The 22,037-nt window shown below is 70.4% G+C and carries 23 protein-coding genes, 1 tRNA gene and 1 other RNA gene; 11 read left to right on the top strand and 14 right to left on the bottom strand.

Features of this window, described 5'->3' with window-relative positions:
* Positions 1–76 precede the first annotated feature (76 nt).
* Both AB0C01_RS08380 and AB0C01_RS08375 read left to right on the top strand, forming a co-directional pair.
* Positions 77–718 (top strand): HNH endonuclease family protein, encoded by a 642-nt coding sequence (locus tag AB0C01_RS08380; protein ID WP_357255512.1) that lies wholly within the window; start codon positions 77–79, stop codon positions 716–718.
* Entirely contained in the window at positions 712–1,101 is a 390-nt protein-coding gene (locus AB0C01_RS08375; protein ID WP_357570951.1) for a hypothetical protein, read from the top strand. The genes AB0C01_RS08380 and AB0C01_RS08375 overlap by 7 nt, the downstream gene beginning before the upstream one ends.
* Before the next feature lie 86 nt (positions 1,102–1,187).
* Here AB0C01_RS08375 and AB0C01_RS08370 read toward each other — a convergent pair whose 3' ends face one another.
* The 8 genes from AB0C01_RS08370 to AB0C01_RS08335 form a co-directional block, all read right to left on the bottom strand.
* Complete coding sequence (locus AB0C01_RS08370; RefSeq protein WP_357570734.1) at positions 1,188–2,288, bottom strand: oligopeptide/dipeptide ABC transporter ATP-binding protein; 1,101 nt, start codon at positions 2,286–2,288, stop codon at positions 1,188–1,190.
* Positions 2,285–3,271 carry an ABC transporter ATP-binding protein gene (locus AB0C01_RS08365; RefSeq protein WP_357570733.1) on the bottom strand — a complete coding sequence of 329 codons (987 nt, stop codon included), beginning with the start codon at positions 3,269–3,271 and terminating at the stop codon, positions 2,285–2,287. The genes AB0C01_RS08370 and AB0C01_RS08365 overlap by 4 nt, the downstream gene beginning before the upstream one ends.
* A 112-nt stretch (positions 3,272–3,383) precedes the next feature.
* The gene (locus AB0C01_RS08360) at positions 3,384–4,343 is read right to left on the bottom strand and encodes an ABC transporter permease (RefSeq protein ID WP_357255591.1); all 960 of its coding nucleotides are present in this window, start codon (positions 4,341–4,343) and stop codon (positions 3,384–3,386) included.
* A gap of 65 nt (positions 4,344–4,408) precedes the next feature.
* Positions 4,409–5,416 carry an ABC transporter permease gene (locus AB0C01_RS08355; protein ID WP_357255516.1) on the bottom strand — a complete coding sequence of 336 codons (1,008 nt, stop codon included), beginning with the start codon at positions 5,414–5,416 and terminating at the stop codon, positions 4,409–4,411.
* Between the two features lie 96 nt (positions 5,417–5,512).
* Entirely contained in the window at positions 5,513–7,183 is a 1,671-nt protein-coding gene (locus AB0C01_RS08350) for an ABC transporter substrate-binding protein (protein WP_357255518.1), read from the bottom strand.
* A 239-nt stretch (positions 7,184–7,422) separates the two neighbouring features.
* Positions 7,423–7,875, bottom strand: a complete 453-nt coding sequence (locus AB0C01_RS08345) for a hypothetical protein (protein WP_357570732.1) — start codon at positions 7,873–7,875, stop codon at positions 7,423–7,425.
* Positions 7,876–7,971: 96 nt separating this feature from the next.
* Positions 7,972–8,565, bottom strand: coding sequence for a recombination mediator RecR (gene recR, locus AB0C01_RS08340; RefSeq protein ID WP_357255522.1), 594 nt, complete (start codon positions 8,563–8,565; stop codon positions 7,972–7,974).
* 8 nt (positions 8,566–8,573) lie between these two features.
* A complete protein-coding gene (locus tag AB0C01_RS08335) occupies positions 8,574–8,882 on the bottom strand; it encodes a YbaB/EbfC family nucleoid-associated protein (protein ID WP_238433593.1) in 309 nt (102 codons plus the stop codon).
* Between the two features lie 202 nt (positions 8,883–9,084).
* Between AB0C01_RS08335 and AB0C01_RS08330 the strand changes: the two genes are divergently transcribed.
* Positions 9,085–9,756 (top strand): DUF998 domain-containing protein, encoded by a 672-nt coding sequence (locus AB0C01_RS08330; RefSeq protein ID WP_357570731.1) that lies wholly within the window; start codon positions 9,085–9,087, stop codon positions 9,754–9,756.
* A gap of 58 nt (positions 9,757–9,814) precedes the next feature.
* Here AB0C01_RS08330 and AB0C01_RS08325 read toward each other — a convergent pair whose 3' ends face one another.
* Positions 9,815–12,766 carry a DNA polymerase III subunit gamma and tau gene (locus AB0C01_RS08325; RefSeq protein WP_357570730.1) on the bottom strand — a complete coding sequence of 984 codons (2,952 nt, stop codon included), beginning with the start codon at positions 12,764–12,766 and terminating at the stop codon, positions 9,815–9,817.
* Positions 12,767–12,969: 203 nt separating this feature from the next.
* Positions 12,970–13,059: signal recognition particle sRNA small type (ffs, locus tag AB0C01_RS08320), an RNA gene on the bottom strand.
* 82 nt (positions 13,060–13,141) lie between these two features.
* Here ffs and AB0C01_RS08315 point away from each other — a divergent pair.
* Positions 13,142–13,226 (top strand) — tRNA-Ser (locus tag AB0C01_RS08315).
* A gap of 389 nt (positions 13,227–13,615) precedes the next feature.
* Entirely contained in the window at positions 13,616–14,452 is an 837-nt protein-coding gene (locus AB0C01_RS08310) for a class I SAM-dependent methyltransferase (RefSeq protein ID WP_357570729.1), read from the top strand.
* 94 nt (positions 14,453–14,546) lie between these two features.
* Here the strand turns inward: AB0C01_RS08310 and AB0C01_RS08305 are convergent, their stop codons facing one another.
* A complete protein-coding gene (locus AB0C01_RS08305) occupies positions 14,547–14,786 on the bottom strand; it encodes a flavin reductase (protein WP_357570728.1) in 240 nt (79 codons plus the stop codon).
* 200 nt (positions 14,787–14,986) lie between these two features.
* Here AB0C01_RS08305 and AB0C01_RS08300 point away from each other — a divergent pair, with 200 nt between their 5' ends.
* Both AB0C01_RS08300 and AB0C01_RS08295 read left to right on the top strand, forming a co-directional pair.
* Positions 14,987–15,754 carry a helix-turn-helix transcriptional regulator gene (locus AB0C01_RS08300; protein WP_357570727.1) on the top strand — a complete coding sequence of 256 codons (768 nt, stop codon included), beginning with the start codon at positions 14,987–14,989 and terminating at the stop codon, positions 15,752–15,754.
* Entirely contained in the window at positions 15,745–15,939 is a 195-nt protein-coding gene (locus AB0C01_RS08295; protein ID WP_357570726.1) for a DUF397 domain-containing protein, read from the top strand. Before AB0C01_RS08300 ends, AB0C01_RS08295 begins: the two co-directional genes overlap by 10 nt.
* A gap of 103 nt (positions 15,940–16,042) precedes the next feature.
* Here the strand turns inward: AB0C01_RS08295 and AB0C01_RS08290 are convergent, their stop codons facing one another.
* A complete protein-coding gene (locus AB0C01_RS08290) occupies positions 16,043–16,612 on the bottom strand; it encodes a TetR/AcrR family transcriptional regulator (protein WP_357255534.1) in 570 nt (189 codons plus the stop codon).
* Positions 16,613–16,697: 85 nt separating this feature from the next.
* Here AB0C01_RS08290 and AB0C01_RS08285 point away from each other — a divergent pair, with 85 nt between their 5' ends.
* Together AB0C01_RS08285 and AB0C01_RS08280 are read left to right on the top strand one after the other, a co-directional pair.
* Positions 16,698–17,393, top strand: coding sequence for an alpha/beta hydrolase (locus AB0C01_RS08285; protein WP_357570725.1), 696 nt, complete (start codon positions 16,698–16,700; stop codon positions 17,391–17,393).
* Positions 17,394–17,483: 90 nt separating this feature from the next.
* Complete coding sequence (locus AB0C01_RS08280; RefSeq protein WP_357255536.1) at positions 17,484–18,041, top strand: hypothetical protein; 558 nt, start codon at positions 17,484–17,486, stop codon at positions 18,039–18,041.
* A gap of 50 nt (positions 18,042–18,091) precedes the next feature.
* Here the strand turns inward: AB0C01_RS08280 and AB0C01_RS08275 are convergent, their stop codons facing one another.
* On the bottom strand, positions 18,092–18,964 hold the full coding sequence (locus AB0C01_RS08275; RefSeq protein WP_357570724.1) for an SDR family NAD(P)-dependent oxidoreductase: 873 nt from the start codon (positions 18,962–18,964) through the stop codon (positions 18,092–18,094).
* 90 nt (positions 18,965–19,054) lie between these two features.
* Between AB0C01_RS08275 and AB0C01_RS08270 the strand changes: the two genes are divergently transcribed.
* Both AB0C01_RS08270 and AB0C01_RS08265 read left to right on the top strand, forming a co-directional pair.
* Positions 19,055–19,711 carry a TetR family transcriptional regulator gene (locus AB0C01_RS08270; RefSeq protein WP_357570723.1) on the top strand — a complete coding sequence of 219 codons (657 nt, stop codon included), beginning with the start codon at positions 19,055–19,057 and terminating at the stop codon, positions 19,709–19,711.
* Positions 19,712–19,780: 69 nt separating this feature from the next.
* Entirely contained in the window at positions 19,781–20,275 is a 495-nt protein-coding gene (locus AB0C01_RS08265) for a hypothetical protein (RefSeq protein WP_357570722.1), read from the top strand.
* Between the two features lie 33 nt (positions 20,276–20,308).
* Here the strand turns inward: AB0C01_RS08265 and AB0C01_RS08260 are convergent, their stop codons facing one another.
* On the bottom strand, positions 20,309–21,952 hold the full coding sequence (locus tag AB0C01_RS08260) for a carboxylesterase family protein (RefSeq protein ID WP_357570721.1): 1,644 nt from the start codon (positions 21,950–21,952) through the stop codon (positions 20,309–20,311).
* Between the last annotated feature and the right edge of the window lie 85 nt (positions 21,953–22,037).

Below are 22,037 nucleotides of genomic sequence, written 5' to 3'. Positions count from 1 at the left end.
CGCCACGAAACGCCGAAACCATTCCCGGGTACTGTGCGCAATCGCCGGGAGACCGCAAGCTGGAGAGGTGTCGTCTGTGCGTACCAGATCAGGACCGCGAGCGGCGGTGATCGCGCTCGCCGCGGCGCTGGCACTCGGCGTGGCCGGTTGTGTCCCGCAGGACGAGCCGACCACACCACCGTCGTCGAACGACGGCGGCAACGCGGCAGAGCAGTTGAGCCAGCTCACCGTGGCCACCGCCGGCTCGATGAAGGGCTACAGCCGGGACCACTTCCCGCACTGGCGGGACACCGGCAAGAACTGCGACGTGCGGGACAGCATCCTCCAGCGCGACGGCAAGGACGTGAAGCTCTCCGGCTGCAACGTGGTCGGTGGGCGCTGGGAGAGCGTGTACGACGGTCGCAGCTTCTCCGATCCCTCCGACGTGGACATCGACCACATGGTGCCGTTGGCCAACGCGTGGCGCTCCGGTGCCGACGAGTGGGACGACGCGAAGCGCGGTGACTTCGCCAACGACACCACCCGTCCGCAGCTCTTCGCGGTTTCCGCGTCCTCCAATCGGGCAAAGGGTGACCAGGACCCGTCCCAGTGGAAGCCGGCAAACCGATCGTACTGGTGCAAGTACGCCCAGGACTGGGTGACGGTCAAGCACTACTGGCGGCTGACGGTGACAAGCGCCGAGAAGACCGCCCTGACCGACATGTTGGAGGGCTGTTGAGTGGGGAGCGACACGTGACCGCCGCCGGGGAAGGCGTCCCGGCCGCCGCCGGCATGACCGCGGACGGCGCCGCCGAGACCCCCGCCGCCGTACCGGGCGCCGGCATGGTCGCGGATTCGGGGGGCGCGGCCGGCCCGCAGAGCCGCACCACCGACATCGTGCCCGGCCCCGGCGGTGTGATGACCGACGAGGTCGGCGTGGTCACCGGTGACCTGACGCTGCGCACCGAGTACGCGGACGGCAAGGTCACCCTGCGGGTGCAGTACAAGGACGCCGACGAGTGGTACGCGGTGACCGGCACGTCGGTCGCGCTGGCCGACCCGGCGGGACTGGACGCGGTACACGGCGTCGCGGTGGGCCTGCTGCACCGCCCCGAGGGCTGAGCCACCCGAGCGACGTACCGTCGGCTGAGCCACCCGGAGCACGCGCTGCCCAGGGGCCGTCCGTTCCCGGACGGCCCCTGGTTGCGTCACGGGGTGGGGATCAACTCGCCCGGCGGGTCGACGGGGCCGGTGCCCTCGCGCGGGCGGACCAGCTCCACCTCGACCTCGTGCGGCCGGATCCGACCGGCAGCGATGTCCTCGGCGAAGTGGCAGGCCACCCGGTGTCCGCCGACGACGTCGCGCAGTTCCGGCCGCTCGTCGGCGCACCGGGTGGGTTGCGCCCACGGGCACCGGGTGTGGAACCGGCAGCCCGACGGCGGGTTGGTCGGCGACGGCAGGTCACCGGCGAGCAGGATCCGCTCCCGGCGGTCCTCCACCAGCGGGTCGGGCACCGGCACCGCGGACATCAGCGCCCGGGTGTACGGGTGCATCGGCTCGCGGTAGAGGTCGTCGCTGGACGCCTCCTCCACCAGCCCGCCGAGGTACATGACGCCCACCGTGTCGGCGATGTGACGCACCACCGCCAGATCGTGCGCGATGATCAGATACGTCAGGCCACGCTCGTTCTGCAGGTCCTCCAGCAGGTTGAGCACCTGGGCCTGGATCGACACGTCAAGCGCGGAGACCGGCTCGTCGGCGACGATCAGGTCCGGGTTGAGCACCAACGCGCGGGCGATACCGATCCGCTGGCGCTGGCCGCCGGAGAACTCGTGCGGATACTTGCCGAGGGCCGACGCGGGCAGGCCGACGGCCTCCAGCGTCTCGCGCAGCCGCCGGTTCGTCTCGGCCTTGTCGCCGGCCAACCCGTGCGCCTTGAGCCCCTCCACCAACAGCGACTCCACCGACTGTCGGGGGTCGAGGCTGGACAGCGGATCCTGGAAGATCATCTGCATCCGGCGGCGGGCCTGCCGCATGGCCTCGCCCTTGAGCGAGCGCACGTCGATGCCGTCGAAGACGATCTCGCCCTCGGTCGGCTCGACGAGCCGCAGCAGGCCGCGACCCAACGTCGACTTGCCGCAGCCCGACTCGCCGACCAGGCCGTACGTCTCGCCCTTGCGGATGCTCAGCGACACCCCGTCCACCGCGTAGACGTACCCGATGGTGCGGTCGAAGAGCAGGCCGCTCTTGATCGGAAAGTGGACCTTGACGTCGCGCAGCTCGATCAGGGGTCCGGTCTGTTCGGTCATCGGGCCGCCACCTCCTCGGAGACGGGGTTGTTGCAGCGGAGGTCGCCGCCGGTCGCGGTGGGTTCGAGCGGCGGCGGTCCCTCGAGACACGCGTCCACAACGTTGTCGCAGCGCGGCGCGAAGGCGCACCCCTCGACCCACGGGATGTTGTCGGCGACCGAACCGCGGATCGCGTGCAGTCGCTCACCGCGCGGTGAGTCCAGCCGGGGCACCGAGTTGAGCAGCCCGTGGGTGTACGGGTGCCGGGCGTGCGCGAACAGCTCGTGCCGCCGTTGCCGCTCGACCACCTTGCCGCCGTAGAGGACGTTGACGGTGTCGCAGAGCCCGGCCACCACGCCCAGATCGTGCGTGATCATGACGAGCGCGGTGCCGGTCTCGTCGACCAACTGCTTGAGCAGGGTGAGGATCTGCGCCTGGATGGTCACGTCGAGCGCGGTGGTCGGCTCGTCGGCGATCAGGAGCCGAGGCTTGCAGGCCAGCGCGATGGCGATCAGCGCGCGCTGGCGCATCCCGCCGGAGATCTGGTGCGGGTACTCGCTGAGTCGCCGCTGCGGGTCGGGGATCCCGACCGCGTCGAGCAGGTCCCGCGATTCGCGCAGCGCCTGCTTGCGGTCCCGGCCCTGGTGACGCTCCAACACCTCGGCCACCTGGACCCCGATCGGGATGACGGGATTCAGCGAGGAGAGCGGGTCCTGGAAGATCATGCTGATCTCCCGGCCGCGTCGGTCGCGCATGTCGTCCGGTCGCAGTTTCAGCAGGTCGGTGCCGTCGAAGAGCACCTCCCCGGTGACCTTGTTACCGCGCTTGGGCAGCAGACCCATGATGGCCAGGCTGGTCACGCTCTTGCCGCAGCCGGACTCGCCGACCAGGCCGACCGTCTGCCCCGGCTCCACCGTGAAGCTGACCTTGTCCACGGCCGTGAAGGGCCGCTCGCCGCGCCGCTGGAACACGACGCTCAGGTCACGGACGTCGAGCAGGCTCATCGAGTCACTTCCTCACTGCTTTGGTCCTTCGCTCGCGACTGCGGGGCTCGCAAGCTCACTCCTCGCGCTCGCCCGAGACGGGGTCCGGGCGCGCTGACAGCGCTCACCGTGGTCACCGCCGGTTCTTCGGGTCGATCGCATCGCGCATCGCCTCACCCAGCAGGGTGAAGCCGAGCGCGACCACGATGATCGCGAGCGCGGGGTAGTACGCCAACTCCGGGCGGACCTCGAAGTAGCGCTGGCCGTCCACGCCGAGCATCAGGCCCCACTCGGCCCGGTTGATGTCCGGGTCGCCGAGGCCCAGGAAGGACAGCGCCGCGGCGTCCAGGATGGCCACCGCGAAGGTCAGGGTCGCCTGCACGATCACGGCGGTCAACGAGTTGGGCAACATGTGCCGCAGCACGATGTTGCGCTCCTTGACGCCGAGCGCGCGGGCGGCCAACACGTGGTCGCTCTCCCGCTGGGCCAGCATCGAGCCGCGCAGCAGCCGGGCGAAGATCGGCACGCTCACGATTGCCACCGCGAAGATGACCGTCCACTGGCTCGACCGGCTGGCCATCGCGACCAGGGTGATGGCGAGCAGCAGGCTCGGCAGGGCCAGCATCACGTCGGTGAGTCGCATCAGGACCACGTCGACCCAGCCGCCGAAGGCGCCGGCGATCGCACCGATCAGGACCCCGAGCGCGAGACCGATGAGGGTCGCGAGTACGCCCACGAAGAGCGTCTGCCGTGCGCCGTAGATCATGCGGGAAAGGAAGTCCCGGCCGAGCGGGTCGGAGCCGAACGGGAACCCACTGCTGGCCCCCGGGATGGTGTCCACGGTGAGGCCCTTGGTCAACTCGTCGAAGCGCTGCACCGGGTCGTGCGGTGCGATCAGCGGGGCGAAGATCGCCACCAGGACGAACAGCCCCACGATCACGGCCCCGACGACGGCGACCGGATTGCGCCGCAGCCGGCGCAGGGCGTCGCGGACGAGACTGATCCCGCCCCGGTCGGAGGCACTCGCCTGGGCCAACTCGTCGAGCCGTGCCTTCTTGCGGTCGCCGAGCAGGCCGATGCTGCGCTCGCTCATGCCGGGACGTGGCTTGTCGTCCCCGGAACGGGGAGCCGGAGTGCCGGCCTGGGTGATCGGGTCACTCATCGCACACGCACCCTCGGGTCGATGAAGGCGTAGGAGAGGTCGACGAGCAGGTTGACCACCACGAAGACCAGCGCCGCCAGCAGGATGATCGCCTGGAGCACCGGGTAGTCGCGGCCGCCGCTGATCGAGTCGGTGATCAGGGTGCCGATGCCGCCCCAGTTGTAGACCTTCTCGGTGAGCACCGCGCCGGAGAGCAGCGCACCGGTCTGCAGGCCGATGGTCGTGACCACGGGCAGGAGTGCGTTGCGCAGGATGTGCCGGCCGCGGATCGTCCGGTGACGCAGGCCCTTCGCCTCGGCGGTCCGTACGTAGTCCTCGTCCAGGACGTCGAGCACGCTGGCGCGGGTGATCCGCACGATCACCGCCAGCGGGATGGTGGCGAGGGTGATCGCCGGCAGGATCAGGTGCCACAACGCGTCCGCGCTGGCGTCGAACTCGCGGGTCAACAGGCCGTCGAGCACGAAGAAGCCGGTGACGTTCGTGTTTTCCAGTCCGGTGGTGAGCCGCCCGGACGGCGGGAACCAGTGGATGTTCTGGGTGAAGACGTCCTTGAGCAGGTAGCCCAGGAAGAAGATCGGGATGGAGATGCCGAGCAGGGTGCCGGCGATGGTGAGGTTGTCCGGCCACCGTCCGCGCCAGCGGGCGGCGAGGTAGCCGAGCGGCACACCGAGGCCGACGGCGATGATCATCGCGGCGACGGCCAGCTCGATGGTGGCCGGGAAGGCGCGGCTGATCACCTCGGTGACCGGGTCACCGGTCCGGATCGAGTTGCCGAAATCGCCTGTCAACACCCGCTGCATGAACTTGCCGTACTGCACCAGGATCGGCTGGTCGTAGCCGAGCGCCTTGGTCAGCAGCTCGCGACGTTCGGGCGTCGCCCGCTCGCCGAGCAGTGCCTCGATGGGGCCGCCGGGCAGGTTCCGCAGCCAGATGAAGATCAGCGCCGACAGCGCTATGAGGGTCACCACCAGCTGCAACAGGCGGCGAACTATGACTCGCAACATCTCTCACACACCAGACTCTCAAAGATCGCGGATCGGCCCGGGCCGGGAGGAACCCCGGACCGGGCCGATCACGCCTACGGCCTCAGCCGAGGGACGTCACTTGCTGATGCTGACCGTGTTGAATCGCTCGTCGGTCAACGGGCTGGCCACCAGGCCCTTGACGTCCTTGGTGACGACGATGGCCGGCGGAGCGTGCCAGACCGGAACGGCCGGCAGCCACTTGGCGGCGATGTCGCGGTTGACCTGCTCCCAGGCCGCCTTCTTGCCCGCCTCGTCGACGATGCCGTCAGCCTTGGCGATCGCGTCGAACATCTCGGTCATCGACTGGTCGCCGAACTCGATCTTGCCCCGGCCGAAGAACGTGCCGACGAAGTTGCCCGGGTCGTTGTAGTCACCCGTCCAACCGAGGATGTGCAGGTCGTGCTTGCCGAACTGCTGCACGTCGTCCTTGAAGCCACCGTTCCACGGGCGAGGAACACCGTTGACCTTGATGCCGACGGCCTGCAGGTCGTTGGCGAGGACGGTGAAGATCTCCTGCGGGTTCGGCATGTACGGCCGGGTGACGTCCGGCGGGTAGTAGAAGTTGAGCGTCAGACCCTCGGCGCCAGCGTCCTTGAGGAGCTGCTTGGCCTTCTCCGGGTTGTACTCGTACTTCTGCACGTCCGGGGCGTAGCCGAGCACGGTGTCCGGCAGGAACTCGTCGGCGACCTTCGCGCCACCCGGACCCTTGGTCTGCACCAGCTGCTGGCGGTTGAGGGCGTAGGCGATCGCCTGGCGCACCCGCAGGTCCTTCAGCTTCGGGTTCTTCTGGTTGAGGCCGAGGTAGAGGACGTTGAACGCCGGGCGGTTGACGACCTGGAAGCCCTCACCCTCGAGCGCCTTGCGGTCGGCCGGGGCCGGGAAGTCGATGCCCTGGACGGTGCCGGCACGAAGCTCCTGCTTGCGGGTGCTCTCGTCCTTGATGATCTTGATGATCATCTTGTCCACCTTGGCCTTGTCGCCAAAGTAGTCCGGGTTGCGGTTCAGGGTGATCTCGTTCTTGGCCTTGTCCCAGCCACCGAAGGTGAACGGGCCGGTGCCGACCGGGTTGGTGGTCGCGAAGGCGCTGTACTCGAACGAGTCGCCGTTCTGCTTCACCGTGTTGGCGTCGTACTTCTTCAGCGCGTCCGGGCTCGCGATCGAGAGCGAGGTCAGCGCGAAGGCACCCGGGAAGGCGCCCTTGTACTGGTTCAGCGTGACGACCGCGGTGCCGTCGCCCTGCGCCTCACACTTGTTGTAGAGCGGCTTGCCGGCGGACTCGCTCTCGTTCTTGGCGAAGCCCCCGAAGACGTCCATGTAGTAGATCATCTGGGACTGGGCGGCAGCGCCCTTCATGTTGTACCAGCGGTCGAAGTTGAAGCAGACCGCGGCGGCGTTGAACGGCGTACCGTCGTGGAACTTCACGCCCTGGCGGAGCTTGAACGTCCAGACCTTGCCCTCCGGGTCGTGCTCCCAGCTCTCCGCCAGGCCGCCCTGAAGCTCCGCGGTGCCCGGCTTGTGACTCACCAGGGTGTCGAACATCTGCCGGACCGGCCGGAACGACTCACCGTCATCGTTGAAGATCGGGTCAAAGTTCTTCGGGTCACCGGCACCCGCGAAGATGAAGGTGCCGCCAGTCTTGGCCTCGCCACTGTCGCCGCGCTCGCTCTCCGCGCAGCCGGCCGCACCGACCGCCAGAGCGGCAACGGCCGCGATGGCCACGGCCGTTTTAAGCCTTCTCGCCTGCATCTCTCACCTCTGTCATGCGCATGACCACGCCGAGCTGTGGCTCGGTCCGTGTGCGGGAGGCTATGACATGTCACACGTCAAGCGGAACGGGCGTTAGGCAATCGCTACCAAGCCGACACCTTGGTCCCGAGGTCTGACAGTCGACGGCACGACGCAGACAGGGAGCGACATAGATCTGCTGGGCGCCGGACGTCGCGCGGTCGGCCATCGAAAGCGGGCGTCGGCGACGTCGGGACGCGTCAGGAGGGCGTCGGCCAGGGCACGGGTGGTGGGCAGTCCGCCAGCCGCTCGGAAACCGAACCCGCCGCGGCCGTGCCCAGGTCGTGGAAGGTCACGCGGTGGCAGACGTAGACCATGCTCACCGAGATCATCGCGCTGACGGGCTCCTCCCGGTACACGATCACCATCAGGTCGGGCAGCCTTCGCACCTCCCGCACCTGCATCCCCATGCCCTCCGCGACCGCCGCCAACCGGTCGTCGGTCGGCGCCGGGTCACCGTCGGCCACCACCGCGTCGGCGTACGCCTGTGTGACGCGAGTCATGGTTGCTTCGGCCTCGGCCTGCTCCACGCGGCTGTCCGCGGCCATTCGCCGCATCCACACCTCGACCGCCACGACGGGGCCCGCGATGGCCAGGGCCACCACGACCACCAGCACCGCCGGAGTCCAGGACTGCTGGACCGGCTGCCGCATCGCCACTCGCCACCCCCAGGGGTACGCCGACCACTCAGTCGTATCCCACCGAGTGTGGCGACCGTCCGCCAGTGGCACGCATCCTTGGCGTCTCCGTCAGACGGCCCGGCGCCCCTCGAAGGCCCGGCCGAGGGTGATCTCGTCGGCGTACTCCAGGTCGCCGCCGACCGGCAACCCACTGGCCAGTCGGGTCACCGAGATACCCATCGGCTTCACCATCAGCGCCAGATAGGTGGCGGTCGCCTCGCCCTCGGTGTTCGGGTCGGTGGCCAGGATCAACTCCCGGATGCCGCCACCACCCAGCCGGATCATCAGCTCCCGGATGCGCAGGCTGTCCGGACCGATCCCCTCCAGCGGATTGATCGCGCCGCCCAGCACGTGGTAGCGACCGCGGAACTCACCGGTCCGCTCGATGGCGACCACGTCCTTGGGCTCCTCCACTACGCACAGCACCTCGTCGGTGCGTCGCGGGTCCCGACAGATCCGGCACTGCTCGGACTCGGCCACGTTGTAGCAGGTCGTACAGAACCGGACCAGCTCCTTGACCTTGCGCAACGCGCCGGCCAACCGGTTGACGTCGGCCGGATCCGCCGACAGGACGTGGAACGCGATCCGCTGAGCGCTCTTCGGACCCACGCCCGGCAACCGGCCCAACTCGTCGATCAGGTCCTGGATGGCACCTTCGTACATCTGCCGGCTCAGAAACCGGGCAGGCCGAGGCCGCCCATGCCGCCGGCGACCGGACCCATCTTGCGCTCGGTCAGCTCCCGTGCCGCCTCGGCGGCGTTGTGCACGGCCGCGACGACCAGATCCTCAAGGGTCTCCACGTCGTCCGGGTCGACGGCCTTCGGGTCGATCTTGATGGCCTTGAGTTCACCGGCGCCGGAGACGGTCGCGGTGACCAGCCCACCGCCGGCGGTGCCGGTCAGCTCGGCCTCGGCCAGCTCGGCCTGGGCGGCGGCGATCTGCTGCTGCATCTTCTGCGCCTGCTTCAGCATCTGCTGCATGTTCGGCTGTCCACCTGGGCGCACGGATGGCTCCTTCTCGCACTCGTCTGCTCGGCCGCCGCCCAGCCTATCCGCTGGGACCGACCACGCCCCCGTCCGGTGTGTGCCCCACGGCGAGCCCTCCGGGTACAGCTGTCACTACCCCGAAACGGCCATCTGTCGGTAGTGCGCCGGGACCCGTCGCGCTGGTGTGCTCAACGGCATGAATCTCAACCGCACCGGCCGGGCCGGCGCGCTGTGCTGGGTGGCAGCCGCACCGGTCTTCCTCGTCGCCAGCCTGATCACCGGACTGCGCTGGCGGCAGCCGGCCTACAGTTGGGCCATCCACAACATCAGCGACCTCGGCAACGCCCACTGCGGCATCTGGGACACCACCAGACCCCGCTACGTGTGCTCGCCCTGGCACCCGCTGATGAACGCCGCGATGCTGGTCACCGCCGTGCTGCTCGCCGCCGGGCTCCTGCTGACCTGGCGGCTCCTCGGTCGCGGCGGCGTGGTGCGCACGGCGCAGATCCTCCTGCTGCTGGCCACCGCCGGGTACGCCCTGGCGGCCCGCTACCCGGCCGACGTGGACGAGAACCTGCACGTCCTCGGCGCGTTCCTGATCATGGGAACGGGCAACGTCGGTCTGCTCCTCGCCGGCTTCGCACCGGCCAGCACGACGCTCGGCCGGTGGCGACGGATCACCCTCGCCGCCGGGATCATCGCGCTGGTCGGGACGGTGCTGTTCTTCGCCCAGCAGGGCATGGGGATCGGGGTGGGCGGCATGGAACGGGTGGCCGTGCTGCCCTTCCCCCTCTGGGCCTGCTGCCTGGGCGTCCTGCTGGCCGAGACCCGCCCCGTGCGCGATCTTGCACTTTCTGCCCCGAAATAAGAGGTGATTCTCCACAAAACGGCGACCGAAAGTGCAAGATCGCCGAGCCGGGGGCGGGTTAACGGGCGTCTACCTCGTCGATCTTCTCGGCGCCGAACGTCTCGCGCAGCAGCCGTACCGCCTGCTCCTCGCTGGACTCCCGGGCGGTCTTCTCGTCGATGACCTCGTCCAACGGCTCGTCGCCCGGATCGAACCCCTCGTAGACCGGTGTCGCCGGCGCCGCGCCACCCGGTCGACCACCCCGCACCGGGCCGTCGAAGTCCGGGTCGTAGGGCGGTTCGCCCGCCCACTCGGCGTCCGCGACGGGCCGGGCCGCCGATCCGGTACGCACACCGCGCCCCGCCGCCGCCGCGCGAGCCGCGGCGATGGCGCTGCTCACCGGTGCGCCGCCGCCGTTAGTGCCGCTGCCGTTAGCGCTGCCGCCTGGTCCACTGCCGTTCGGGCCACGGCCGTTCGGGCCACTGCCGTTCGCGCCACTGCCGTTCGCGCCACTGCCGTTCGCGCCACTGCCGTTCGGGCCACTGCCGTTCGGGCCGGTCGGGGTTGGTGCCGTGCCGGGGCCACCCGGTCCAGCATCCGGGCCGGGGTCGTTCCCCGCCGATGCGCCACCCGGACGGGCGGCCTCCGGCCAGTCCTCGTCGTCGGTCGCCTCGGCGGTCGGTTCGCCACCGCCAGGGCGGGCCGCCGCCGGCCAGTCGTCCTCGTCGTCTGCCGAGGCGTCCGCTGGCCCGGGCTGCGTTCCGCCCTGCCGACCCGAGCCGTGCGCGCCGTAGCCCTCCCCGCCCCCACCGGCACGCGCAACCGCGCCTCCCGGCAGGCCACCACGGGCGTCCGAGCCGGCGACGCTTGTCGAGTTCGGCGCGACGGGCGGCGCAGTCGCCGGGCTGGCGGCGCTGCTCGGGTAGGGCGCGCTGGGCGGCCCACCCGGCAGGTTGGCCGCGGCCGACGGGTTCGGCGCGGCAGGCGGTGCGTTCGGCGGGCCGGCAACGGCGTTCCCGCTCGGGGCGTTCGGCGTGGCGGTCGGATTCGCCGCAGGGGCCGGGGCGGCGGGTCGGGCCGGCGCGGCGGATTGCGCGCGCTGCGGACCGGACAACGAGACGCCACCGCGCTCGCCGGCGACCTCGCAGCGGATCTGCCAGCGCCCGCCCAACTCCTCGTAGAGCGCGTCGGTGAGCACCGCCGCGTGATCGGCCATCATCTTGGCCAGCACGGTGGACTTCACCGTCAGCACCAGCATGTCGCCGTCGAGTTCACGCACCACGGCGTCGCGCATCAGGGCGGCGATCCGCTTGTTGGTGCGGTTGACCTTGCCCACCACATCGGGCCAGACGCGGCGGACCGCGACGGCGTCCAGCGCCGCGGCCGGCGCTCCCGGTCGGGGCGGCTGGGGCGTGGCCGGGTCGGGCAGCACCGCCGACGGTGGCACCACACGACGCGGGGCCGCGGCGGGCGAAACGGGTGCCGACCCGGCGACAGCCGACGCACCGGGTGACGCCGGGATCGGCGAGTCGGCGGCCGACGCGTGCGCGCCAGAGGTCGGAGCGTGCGAGGCAGGTACACCGGAGGTCGGGGCGTGCGAGGCAGACGCACCGGAGGTCGGAGCCGGTGTGCCACCGACCGGGCCGTGCGAGGCGGGTACGCCGGAGACCGCAGCAGCCGACGCGGGAGCACCCCCGGCGCTCTGGGTCGGGGACGCGGCCGGGTCGACCGCCCACGGCGGCGCGGAGGTGGGGGCGTTGACGGGTGCGGGGTGTGCGGCAGCCGGGACCGGGGGGCTCGGCTGTGGGCGTACTCCCGGGTGGGCGGCCGGCGCGGAGCCGGCGGTGACCGGCGGCGCGTCGGTGCCGCTCAGGGTGAGCCGGCGTTCCATGCGTTCGAGGCGTTGGAGCAGGCCACCTGTGGAGTCGTCCGCGCCGGGCAGCAGCATCCGGGCGCAGATCAGCTCCAGCAGCAGGCGGGGCGCTGTGGTGCCACGCATCTCGATCAGACCGTCGTGCACGATGTCGGCGCAGCGGGAGAGCGTGCCCGGCCCGAGTTGCGCGGCCTGGGCGGCCATCCGCTCGATCTGGTCGGCGGGGCCGTCGATCAGGCCCTTCGCGGCGGCGTCCGGCACCTGCTGGATCACGATGAGGTCGCGGAGCCGTTCGAGCAGGTCCGCGGCGAACCGGCGCAGGTCGTGGCCGGCCTCGGCGACCCGGTCGACGGTGGCGTACGCGGCCGCGCCGTCACCGGCGGCCAGCGCGTCGCACATCTCGTCGATCAGCGCGGAGTCGGTGACCCCGAGCAGCGCGACGGCCCGGGCGTAGCTGACCCCCTCCGGGCCGGCGCCGGCGATGAGCTGGTCGAGCACGGAGAGGCTGTCCCGCATGCTGCCGCCACCGGCGCGGACCACAAGCGGAAAGACCGCCGGCTCGACGGCGACGCCCTCGGCCTGGGTGAGCTGCTCCAGGTACGGGCGGACCACCTTCGGCGGAAACAGCCGGAACGGGTAGTGGTGGGTCCGCGACCGGATCGTGCCGAGGACCTTCTCCGGTTCGGTGGTGGCGAAGATGAACTTGACGTACTCCGGTGGCTCCTCGACCAGCTTGAGCAGGGCGTTGAAGCCCTGGGTCGAGACCATGTGCGCCTCGTCGATGATGTAGATCTTGAAGCGGCTGTTGGCCGGCGCGAAGAAGGCACGCTCGCGCAGCTCACGGGCATCGTCGACACCACCGTGGCTGGCCGCGTCGATCTCGATCACGTCGATCGAGCCGGCACCGTCGGTGGCCAGCGAGCGGCAGGACGCGCACTTGCCGCACGGCTCGGGGGTGGGGCCCTGCTCACAGTTGAGCGAGCGGGCCATGATCCGGGCGCTGGTGGTCTTGCCGCAGCCACGAGGGCCGGAGAAGAGGTAGGCGTGGTTGAGCCGCCCGCTGCGCAACGCCTGCGACAGCGGCTCGGTCACGTGCTCCTGGCCGATGACCTCAGCGAAGGTACGCGGCCGGTACTTGCGGTAGAGCGCCAGCGTCACTCGTCCCGCCTCCTCTCGACCGAGCCATTCTGCGCCGGTCGGGCGCGGGTGACCACCCACCCCGCCGGGGCACCTGGGCTCTCGGGCTTGATCGACCTGGCCGCCGCGCTTGATCGACTCGGCTTCCTGGAAATCGGGGTGTCCGCAGGCCCGGGATGCCCCGACATCATGGATGTCGAGTGGATCAACCGGCCCACAGACAAAAAGGCCTCCCGTGCACCCGGCAGAGCTCGCTTATCCTTGCTGCCTTCCGGCCCTGGGGAGGTTCACGAGATACCGCCGCACGGGAGGTGTCGCCAAGCCTACCCGACCGCCGGTCGATCTTCAGGGGGTGGTGGGGTGGCCCGGCCGGCGAGGGCCTGTATCCTGGCTCGCGGAGGATTCGCCTAGAGGCCTAGGGCGCACGCTTGGAAAGCGTGTTGGGTTTACACCCTCACGAGTTCGAATCTCGTATCCTCCGCTCGTCCGAGCAGCACCAACGACAGGGCCGGCCCTCACGGGGACCGGCCCTGAGTCGTCTCGGCGTCAGCCCACCACCCGGACACTCTCCGCGCCCTGTGCCGAGAGCCACGCTTCGAGGTCGTCGCCGCCGAGGGTCCGGGTCGCGCCCTCGTCGACGAGGACCGGGCCGAACGACGTCACCGCTGGTCCGTTTGTATCCGCTCATCGAACCGCTCACCACCGGCCGTGCTGCTCGCCCGGGCCGCCACGGCGCACGGGACCTCGGCAGTCAGGTATCCCCTCGGTCGCTCAAGGTGATCATGCGGAGCTGACGGAGATTTACATGGGCCGGCGTCCGCAACCTTTTACGCGAGACGCCACAACCCGCCCTGTGGTCTCATCGACGTCGTGACCGAGGCGACCTGGCAGTGGGACGAGACCTTGTACGCGGGCAGCGCCCGCCACTACAGCGTCGGACGGCGGCCCTACCCGGCTGCCCTCGCCGATGCCATCCGTACCGCGCTCGACCTCGACGGCACCGGTCGACTCCTGGACGTGGGCTGCGGACCCGGATCGTTGACGCTGCTGCTCGCGCCGCTGTTCGAGGCGGCGGTGGGCGTCGACGCCGACCAGGACATGCTCGCGGAGGGGCGGCGCAGAGCTGACGGTGTCGGTGTGATCAACGTCGAGTGGCGACACCTGCGCGCCGAGGCCCTGCCGGCCGACCTGGGCACCTTCCGGGTGGCCACGTTCGCCCAGTCGTTCCACTGGGTGGACCGTCCGCTCGTAGCTCGTCGCGTCCGCGACATGCTCACGCCCGACGGAGCCTGGGTCCACGTGGGCGCCAACACGCATCAGGGCGCGACCGGGGACGACCCCCTGCCGTATCCCCGAGCGCCCTGGCAGCAGATCAACGACCTGGTCGCGAGCTACCTGGGGCCGATCCGTCGGGCCGGCCAGGGGTTGTTGCCAGCGGGCACCCCCTCCGGAGAGGCCGAGATCATGGGCGCGGCGGGCTTCACCGACCCGACCCGCATCACTGTCGAACAGGGGACCGTCGTGGAACGCTCGGTAGACGAGGTCACCTCGGCGGTGTTCTCGCTGTCCAGTTCGGCGCCGCACCTGTTCGGCGACCGGCTCCCGGCCTTCTCGGCGGAGCTGCGGCGGCTCTTGACGACGGCAGCACGAGACGGCCGCTTCGCCGAGCGGCAAGGGGACATCGAGGTGGCGATCTGGCGACCCTGACATCCGCGGTGGCCGCGGTCGCCACGGTCAGCGGGGTCGGCGGGGTCGCCGCAGCCGCCGCAGTCGCCGCAGTCGCCGCAGGGAGGCAGCTCGGTCAGGTGCGGGCGCGCGCCCAGGAGAGGAAGCGTTCGGCCAGGCGGGCCGGGTCGATGTCGGTGAGGTGTTCGCCGGCCTCGGCGTGAAGGGTCGCCAGGTAGACGGTCAACGCCAGCCGGTCGTGTCGATACTCGCCGAGCAACCGCAGCTTCGCCGCCGAGCAGGGCCAGGCGATGCCGCATGCCGCGCAACGCCAGGTGGGGCGAGTCGGTACGTGATCCCGGTGGCGGCGGGGCATGGGCGGGCCTCCTTCGCGGTGGAAGAGGGTCGCCCCGCCCTCCCCGCCGGGGCGACCCTCTGACTGACGCCCACCGCCGGGCTGCTGCGCCTCCACCGGTCGCGCCGTCTTCTACAGGCCACCCTCGGGTGCGTCACCAGACAGATACACCGCGTAGCGATATGGTCCTCAGATATTTGAAACATCTCGATGGAGGGGCCGTGAACGACGCGTTGCGAGTGGCGCTCAGCGACACCGGGCACACCACCGAATCTCTCGCCGAGACCGTCGGCGTCGACCCGAAGACCGTGGGGCGGTGGTTGGCCGAGGGCCGCATCCCGCATGCTCGGCACCGCCTGGCGGCTGCCGAGGCCCTTCAGAAGAACGTGTCGGACATCTGGCCGGACACTTCAAGACGTCGTGATCCCATTTGGTTTCGTCCGTGGCAGGAGATCGAGCGGGAGGCGGTGTCACTGCGCTGGTTCGAGTCGACCGTCCTGCCGGGGTTGCTCCAGACCGAGGCGTACGCCCGCGCCGTCCTGGGCGGCGCGGGCCTGATCCCCCGGGGTGAGATCGAGCGGCACCTCACGGTCCGGCTCGGCCGACAGGGAGTGCTCAAGCGTGACGACCCGCCGCAGTTCACGGCGGTCATCGACGAGGGGATCCTCCGCCGCCCGGTGGGCGGCCGGTCGACGATGCACGAGCAACTGCTGGCCGTGGCGACAGCCTGCGCCGAGCCGCACATCCGGGTCCATGTCGTGCCCAGCGCGGTCGGCGCCTACGCCGGCCTGAACGGGCCGTTCGTGATCGCGCACAGTCACGACCACCGGGTCGCGGGCTACCTGGACAACCAACTCCAGGGCCAAGTCGCTAGCGACCCCGAGGACATCGCGGCCATGATGGCGGCATGGGAGAACGTGCGCGGGGAGGCACTGTCCCACTGGCAGTCGGTCGATCTCATCAGGGAAGTGGCGGAGTCATGGAGTTGAACGGCGGCGCCCGGTGGCGCAAGAGCAGCCGCAGCAGCGGCAACGGCGGCGCGTGTGTGGAGGTCGCCGACAACCTGGCCGACGTGGTCGGCGTACGGGATTCCAAGGACCCGAGCGGCCCGGCGCTCACCTTCGCGCCGACGGCCTGGCGCGCGTTCGTCAGTCAGCTCGCCCGACGGGCCTGAACGGCTCCGACGGCGCGGTGGCCTCTCCGGCTGAGCGCGCGCCCAGCGAGCTCCGGTGCGAGCACGGTCGAGGTCACCGAGTTGGGCGCGGCCTCAGCCGGGTTCATCGCCGGTGGCCGGCCAGCAGGCCGAGGAAGGCGACGAACGCCTCACCGACACGGTCGTGCTCCCCTGTCGATCGATCGTCGAGCAGGAGCCCGCGTGTCACTCCGAGGACCAACGTGGCCAGCGCATCCGCCTGGGGGTGACGGTCGGCGCGTAGCCCATCGGCGATCGTGGGCAGCCAGTCGTGTACCGCCATCACCGGGAAGTCCTGCCACGGCGTCTCGGCCGGCGGCAGCGCGTGCACGACGCTGAACAGGCGGACGTAGCGTCGGGCAGCCGGACCGGAAAGGGTCGCCCAGGCCGCGGCCAGGGTGTCGACGTAGGGCGTGCCAGGGCGGTGTCGCAACACATCCTCGAACAGCGCCCGCTGCCGCCGCCGGGCCTCGATCAGCGCCGACCGGACCAGCCGATCCTTCGTGGTGAAGTGATAGATCAGCATGCGTGGGCTGACTCCGACCGCCGCCGCGACCGGCGTCAACGAGGTGACCGGGAGTCCGTGCTCCAGCAGGTGGTCGACGCACCCGTCGAGGAGCCGCTCGCGGATCTCCGGCTGCGGACGGCGTCCCATGCCGCCACTTTTTCACGTAACGATCGCTACGTCTAACGTCGACGAGGGAGTGGACCGGTGCGGGTCCGCCGGACGGGAGACGGCGATGAATGTGGTGTTCGTGCACGGCGCTTGCGTCCGCGACGGGGAGTGGTGGTGGTCGCGGGTCGCGGGCGCGCTGCGAGCCGACGGGCTGGGCAGCGTCGCGGTCCGGCTACCGAGCTGTGGTGAGGTGACCGGTACCGCGGCCGACTTCGCGGCCGACGTCGCCGAGACCCGACGGGTACTGCGCGAGGTGGGTCCGGCGGTGCTGGTGGGGCACTCCTACGGCGGGGTGGTCGCGACCGAGGCCGCCGACGCTGGCGAGGTCGCTCATCTGGTGTACGTCAGCTCTTTCCTGCCGGACGTCGGGCAGGCCCTTGCCCACCTCGGCCCGGCGGAGCCGGCCCCCCACCTGGAATTCTTTCCGGACGGCACATTTGGCGCGCGACGCGAGTCGGTGCGCGACCTGTTTCTCCAGGACTGCGACGAGCAGGCGGCCGAGGGTGCGGTCGCCCGCCTGACCCGACAGGCCGCTTCGGTGCTCACCACCCCGGTCCGGCACGCGGGGTGGCGTCACCTGCCGTCGACGGCGATCGTCTGCGCCGAGGACCGGGCCACCCCACCCGCCCTGCAACGGTCCCAGGCGGCCCGCGCGACCCGGACTGTCGAACTTCCCAGCGGCCATCACCCGATGCTGTCCCATCCGCACCTGCTCGCCGACGCGGTGCGGACAGTCGCGGTGCCGCCGGGGCGGGTCTGACCCCAACACCGGTACGGTGCCAGGCACCGACGGACCACACGACCGTCGTACACATGTTCTATCCACAGGCTGTGGACGGCGGAGGGATGGATGGGTTACCAGCTCAGCGCGGTGGTCGCGGACGCCGAGCTGCTCCGGGAGCAGACCGGCGAGCTGGATCACGCGGTCCTCGGCGAGTTGCGGCAGGACTTCGCGCTGCTGCCGGTCACCCCGCAGCTGATGATCGAGCTGACCGGGTCGCTGCCGGACTACGCGGCGGACGATCCCAGCGTCGACCAGCCGTTCGGGCTGGTGCTGTCGCCGGCGCTCGTCGAGTTGCTGTCGGCCTGGTCCACGTCGGGGCCGGTGGCGTACCTGGAGGCGGAGTTCGTCGGCGGCGACGGCTACCAGTCGGCGGCGGTGTGGCTGGGCGGGACGCTTTCGTGGGGCCCACATTTCGCCGACGTCTTCGACGCCCCGCGCGAGCAGTGGCCGATCAACTCGGCGCTGACGCGGCTCGGCGCGGAGCCGGGCGCATGGATCGACCCGTTCGCCGAGTTGGGGCTGCACCAGGAACGGAACACCGATGGCTGGTTGGCGCACGGGCGGCGTCGGCTCAGCGCCGACTACTGGGACGAGCTGGTCGAGCAGTGGGAGGAAGGCCGCTGACCGTGCGAGTTGACCCGACCGGCGCGGGGGTGACTCCGCGCTGGGTCGGCCTAGCCGGCCAACTTCTCGCAGAGCGACCAGATGGTGTCGCGGTTGCGCTTGTCGAGGACCGCTTCGGGCCACGCGGTGCGCTGGGACCGGCTGTTGACGTAGGTCCGGTGCATTCCGTGCGCCTGCGGGCTGGAGGCGAGGTGGATGCTTGATTTCGACGCCTTGACCACCGCTCGGTGTCCGTAGAGGACCGGCAACACCAGACGTAGCAGCGGGACGATGGGTCGCGCCAGCGTCGGGTAGGCGCTGCTGGTCAGGCCCCGGTTCATCGACGTGTACGCGTGGCCGGGGTAGGCCACGTTGAGGGTCACGCCAGTCCCGGTCAGGCGTTCGGCGAACGTGTAGCTCATCGCCATCAGCGCCAGCTTGGTCTGGTTGTAGAACGACAGCCCGACGTAGGACCTCTCGCCTTGCAGGTTGTCGAGGTCGATTCGTCCTCGCGGAATGCCGCCGGTGATGTTGATGACGCGGGCCGCCGGGACACGTTTCAGCGCCGGCAGCAGCAGGTGGGTCAGCAGATACGGCGCGACGACGTTGGCGGCGAAGGCGGTCTCGATGCCGTCCTCGGTCAGTTCGCGTCGTTCCCTGGTCACGCCGACGTTGTTGATCAGCACGTCCACGCTGCCGTACCGCGCGGTCACCCGGTCGGCCAGTCGGTGCAGATCGCGTCGCCGGGTCAGGTCGGCGGTATGGGTGTCGATGTTGCCGTTGCCGGTGTCGCGCTGGAGTTCGACGGCCGCGGCGCTTGCCCGACCAGGGTCGCGCCCGACGAGGACGACACGGGCGTCGAGCCGAGCCAACCCGCGGGCGGTCTCCTTGCCGATTCCACCCGTGCCGCCGGTCACCAGGACGGTTTTGCCGTTCAGCGTCATCGCGGTCGCCTCCCTCTACTCAGGTCGTCATCAATATACGACACCGAGTGACACGATCGACATGCAATGTTGTGAAGTATACTTCGGTGCGTGGCTGACGGACTACGTGAACGTACGCGACGCGCGGTTCGCGCAGAGCTCGCCCGGGTGGCACTGGACCTGTTCGCGGAACGCGGGTTCGACGAGACAACGGTCGACGAGATCGCCCAGGCCGCCGGCCTGACCAAACGGAGCTTCTTCCGCTACTTCCCGGCGAAAGAAGACGCCGTGTTCGGCGGGGTGGACGTCACCGGCGAACAGGTCGTCGACGACATCCGCGCACGGCCCGCCGACGAGGACCCGTGGCAGTCCCTGCACCAGGTGCTACGCCAGTGGGAGCAGCAGATCCACACGTCCGAGCAGGCGCTGACGAGCCTCCGCTTGATCGAATCGACCCCGTCGCTGCGTGCCCGGCTGCACCAGAAGCGGGCACAGTGGCGCCGACACGTCAGCGACGCGCTGCGCGATCGACCGGGCGTACAACTGGACTCGTTCGACGCGGAACTACTCACCAACGCCGCGGCCTCGGTCCTTGACACGGTTTCGCAGGAATGGCTGCGGTCCGACGGCACCGCCGACCGGGCTGCGCTACTGGACCACGCCTTCGCATTCCTGCGCCCGGCGGCCACCATCCGTGGACAGAACGCCGGCCCATTCGAGACACATCCCGCAGGCCGATCAGTAATCCGGCGACCGGCAGCAACCTGAACGCTCCCGCCCCGTTGGGGACTGGGGGATTCCATGAAATTGCGACAATTTGCGTTTATTGCCACGCTGATGACGGCTGCCTTGATCGCTGGCAGCGGAGTGCCGCCGACCGGGCCGATCCCGGACGGCCGGCCCGCCGGCAGCGTGGAGATCATCGACCTGAACGGCCTGCGTAACATCGAGTTCGGTGACACCGAGGAGGAGCTGACCCGACGCGGCATCCTGCTGACCAATCTGGACGCCTGCGGGCCGACGCTCGCCGGCCACGACACGGTCAGTCCGGTCTTCGTAGAGGACAAACTGGTGTTGCTCTGGGTTGGTGACCCGATGCGGACACCGGAGGGCATCACCGCGGGTTCGCCCATCGGCCAGGTCTGGACCCGGTACCCGCAGGTCACCCGACTGCGTGCTCCACAGGGAACGCACCGCCTGGACGGGCTGCTCGCCCGCAGCGGCGACCGCGCGTACCTTTTCCTGCACGACGGCCGCACGGTCCGAAAAACAATCGCCGGGTACGCCGACTGGGCCCGCCGCCTCTTCGAGGAGGGTGCGGGCCCATGCTGACCACTGCCGGTCACACGCGTCCGGGCGACGGCATCAGCGCAACGACCGCCAGAAGTCGTACGAGTGGGCGGCGGCGAAGCTCGTCGTGCCCGATGCCCCGCCATCGGCGAACACCCGCACGTACGGGGCGGCACCGTGCAGTCGGGGCCACCCGGCCCGGCCCGTCCGGGCGAAGTCGCTCCAGACCCGGACCATGTCGTCGGCGAGCCGCTGCTGAGCCGGCGTGAGCGCCTCGGCGTAGCCGACAGTGAACAGGTACGGCAGTTCCGCGCAGTGGTACGCGCCGGTGGGGAAGGTCGACTCGGGTCCCTCGGCGAAGAACGGCGCGTCATCGTCGGCGAACTCGTACAGGTACGTCGGCACGCGTCGGGCGAAGGCCAACGCCGCGGAGTAGATCGGTTCGGCGTAGTCGTGATCGGTCAGCACGGCACCCAACGTCTCGCTGGGGAACTCCGTGCCCCTGCGGGGATAACGGGCCAGCACCTCCTCCGCGCGGTCACCGAACACGCCGCGTACCTGGTCCCGGTACTGGTCGTCGGTGAGCGGGCACGACTCGGCCTCATCCCCCGGCTGCGGCCCCGGCCCCGGCTCCGGCTCCGGCTCCGGCTCCGGCTCCGGGCAGTTCAGTCCGCTGCGTTCCATGCCCCACACCACGAGGCGGGACTCGTCCCGGTTCATCCCGGTCAGCACCGGCACCGGATGCAGTCTGCCGGCGGCCAGCGCGGCGGCCGGGTCCACCGGCAACGTGCGGCCGTCGACGACCGGGCCGAGGTCGACACCGGCACCCGGGTAGCCGGCCGTCGCGACCAACCGGCCGGGGTCCCGCCCGCGCAGGCAGGTGGCGACCGTAGCCGCGTCGGTGCAGCCGATGTTCTGGGCGAACTCCTCAGCCGCCCTGGCCGCCTCGGCCCGGGTCTGGATCGGGTTGGCGCACGAGTTGCTCTGCAGGATCGCGCGATGGAACAGGCCGGCGGAGCTCGGTGCGGCGAGGTGTGCGCAGACGCTTGTCGCCCCGGCGGACTGGCCGAACAGGGTCACGTTGCCCGGGTCGCCCCCGAATGCGGCCGCGTTGTGCCGCACCCACCGCAGTGCGGCCTGCTGATCCTGCACGCCGAAGTTGCCGGTGACGCGATCGGGGCCAGCCAGCGCCGGATGGGCCAGGAACCCGAGCGCGCCGAGCCGGTAGTTCACGGTGACCACCACGACGTCACCGTCGGCGGCCAGTCGCTGCCCGTCGTACACGTCTCCCCTGCCGAACCGGAAGTCCCCGCCGTGCAGCCACACCATGACCGGTCGGGGCGTCCGCGCGGCGGTACGCGGGGTCGTGACGTTCAGGTGGAGGCAGTCCTCGGCCACCGAGGCACGGTCCATCGGCAGCCCTTGCAGTTGGGCGCAGGCAGCACCGGGCCTCGTCGCGTCGCGGACGCCGGTCCAGACCGGACCCGGCTGCGGTGCAGCCCAGCGCAGCGCCCCCAGCGGCGCACGGGCGTACGGGATGCCCTGGAACGACAGGTGTCTCGCCGCGACGGTGCCGCCTACCGCGCCCTGATCGGTTCGGACGACGGCCGCGCTCCGGCGGTCGTCGGCCGCCGCGGCCGGGCCGACGGCCAGCGCCGGCGCGAGGAGCGCGACCGCGCTCAGCACGACGGCCCATCGGGGGTACGGGATCCTGGTCATGGCTCTCCTCCAAGTCGAAGCCGGTACGGCGTACGAGCCGTTGCGCTGAGCCTGCCGATCCGTTCATCGTTCGCCCAGAGAGCTC

The sequence above is a fragment of the Micromonospora sp. NPDC048905 genome (assembly GCF_040649655.1).
GTDB lineage: Bacteria > Actinomycetota > Actinomycetes > Mycobacteriales > Micromonosporaceae > Micromonospora.
Note: the sequence above shows the minus strand (reverse complement) of the source record. Positions and strands in the feature narration are given on the sequence as shown.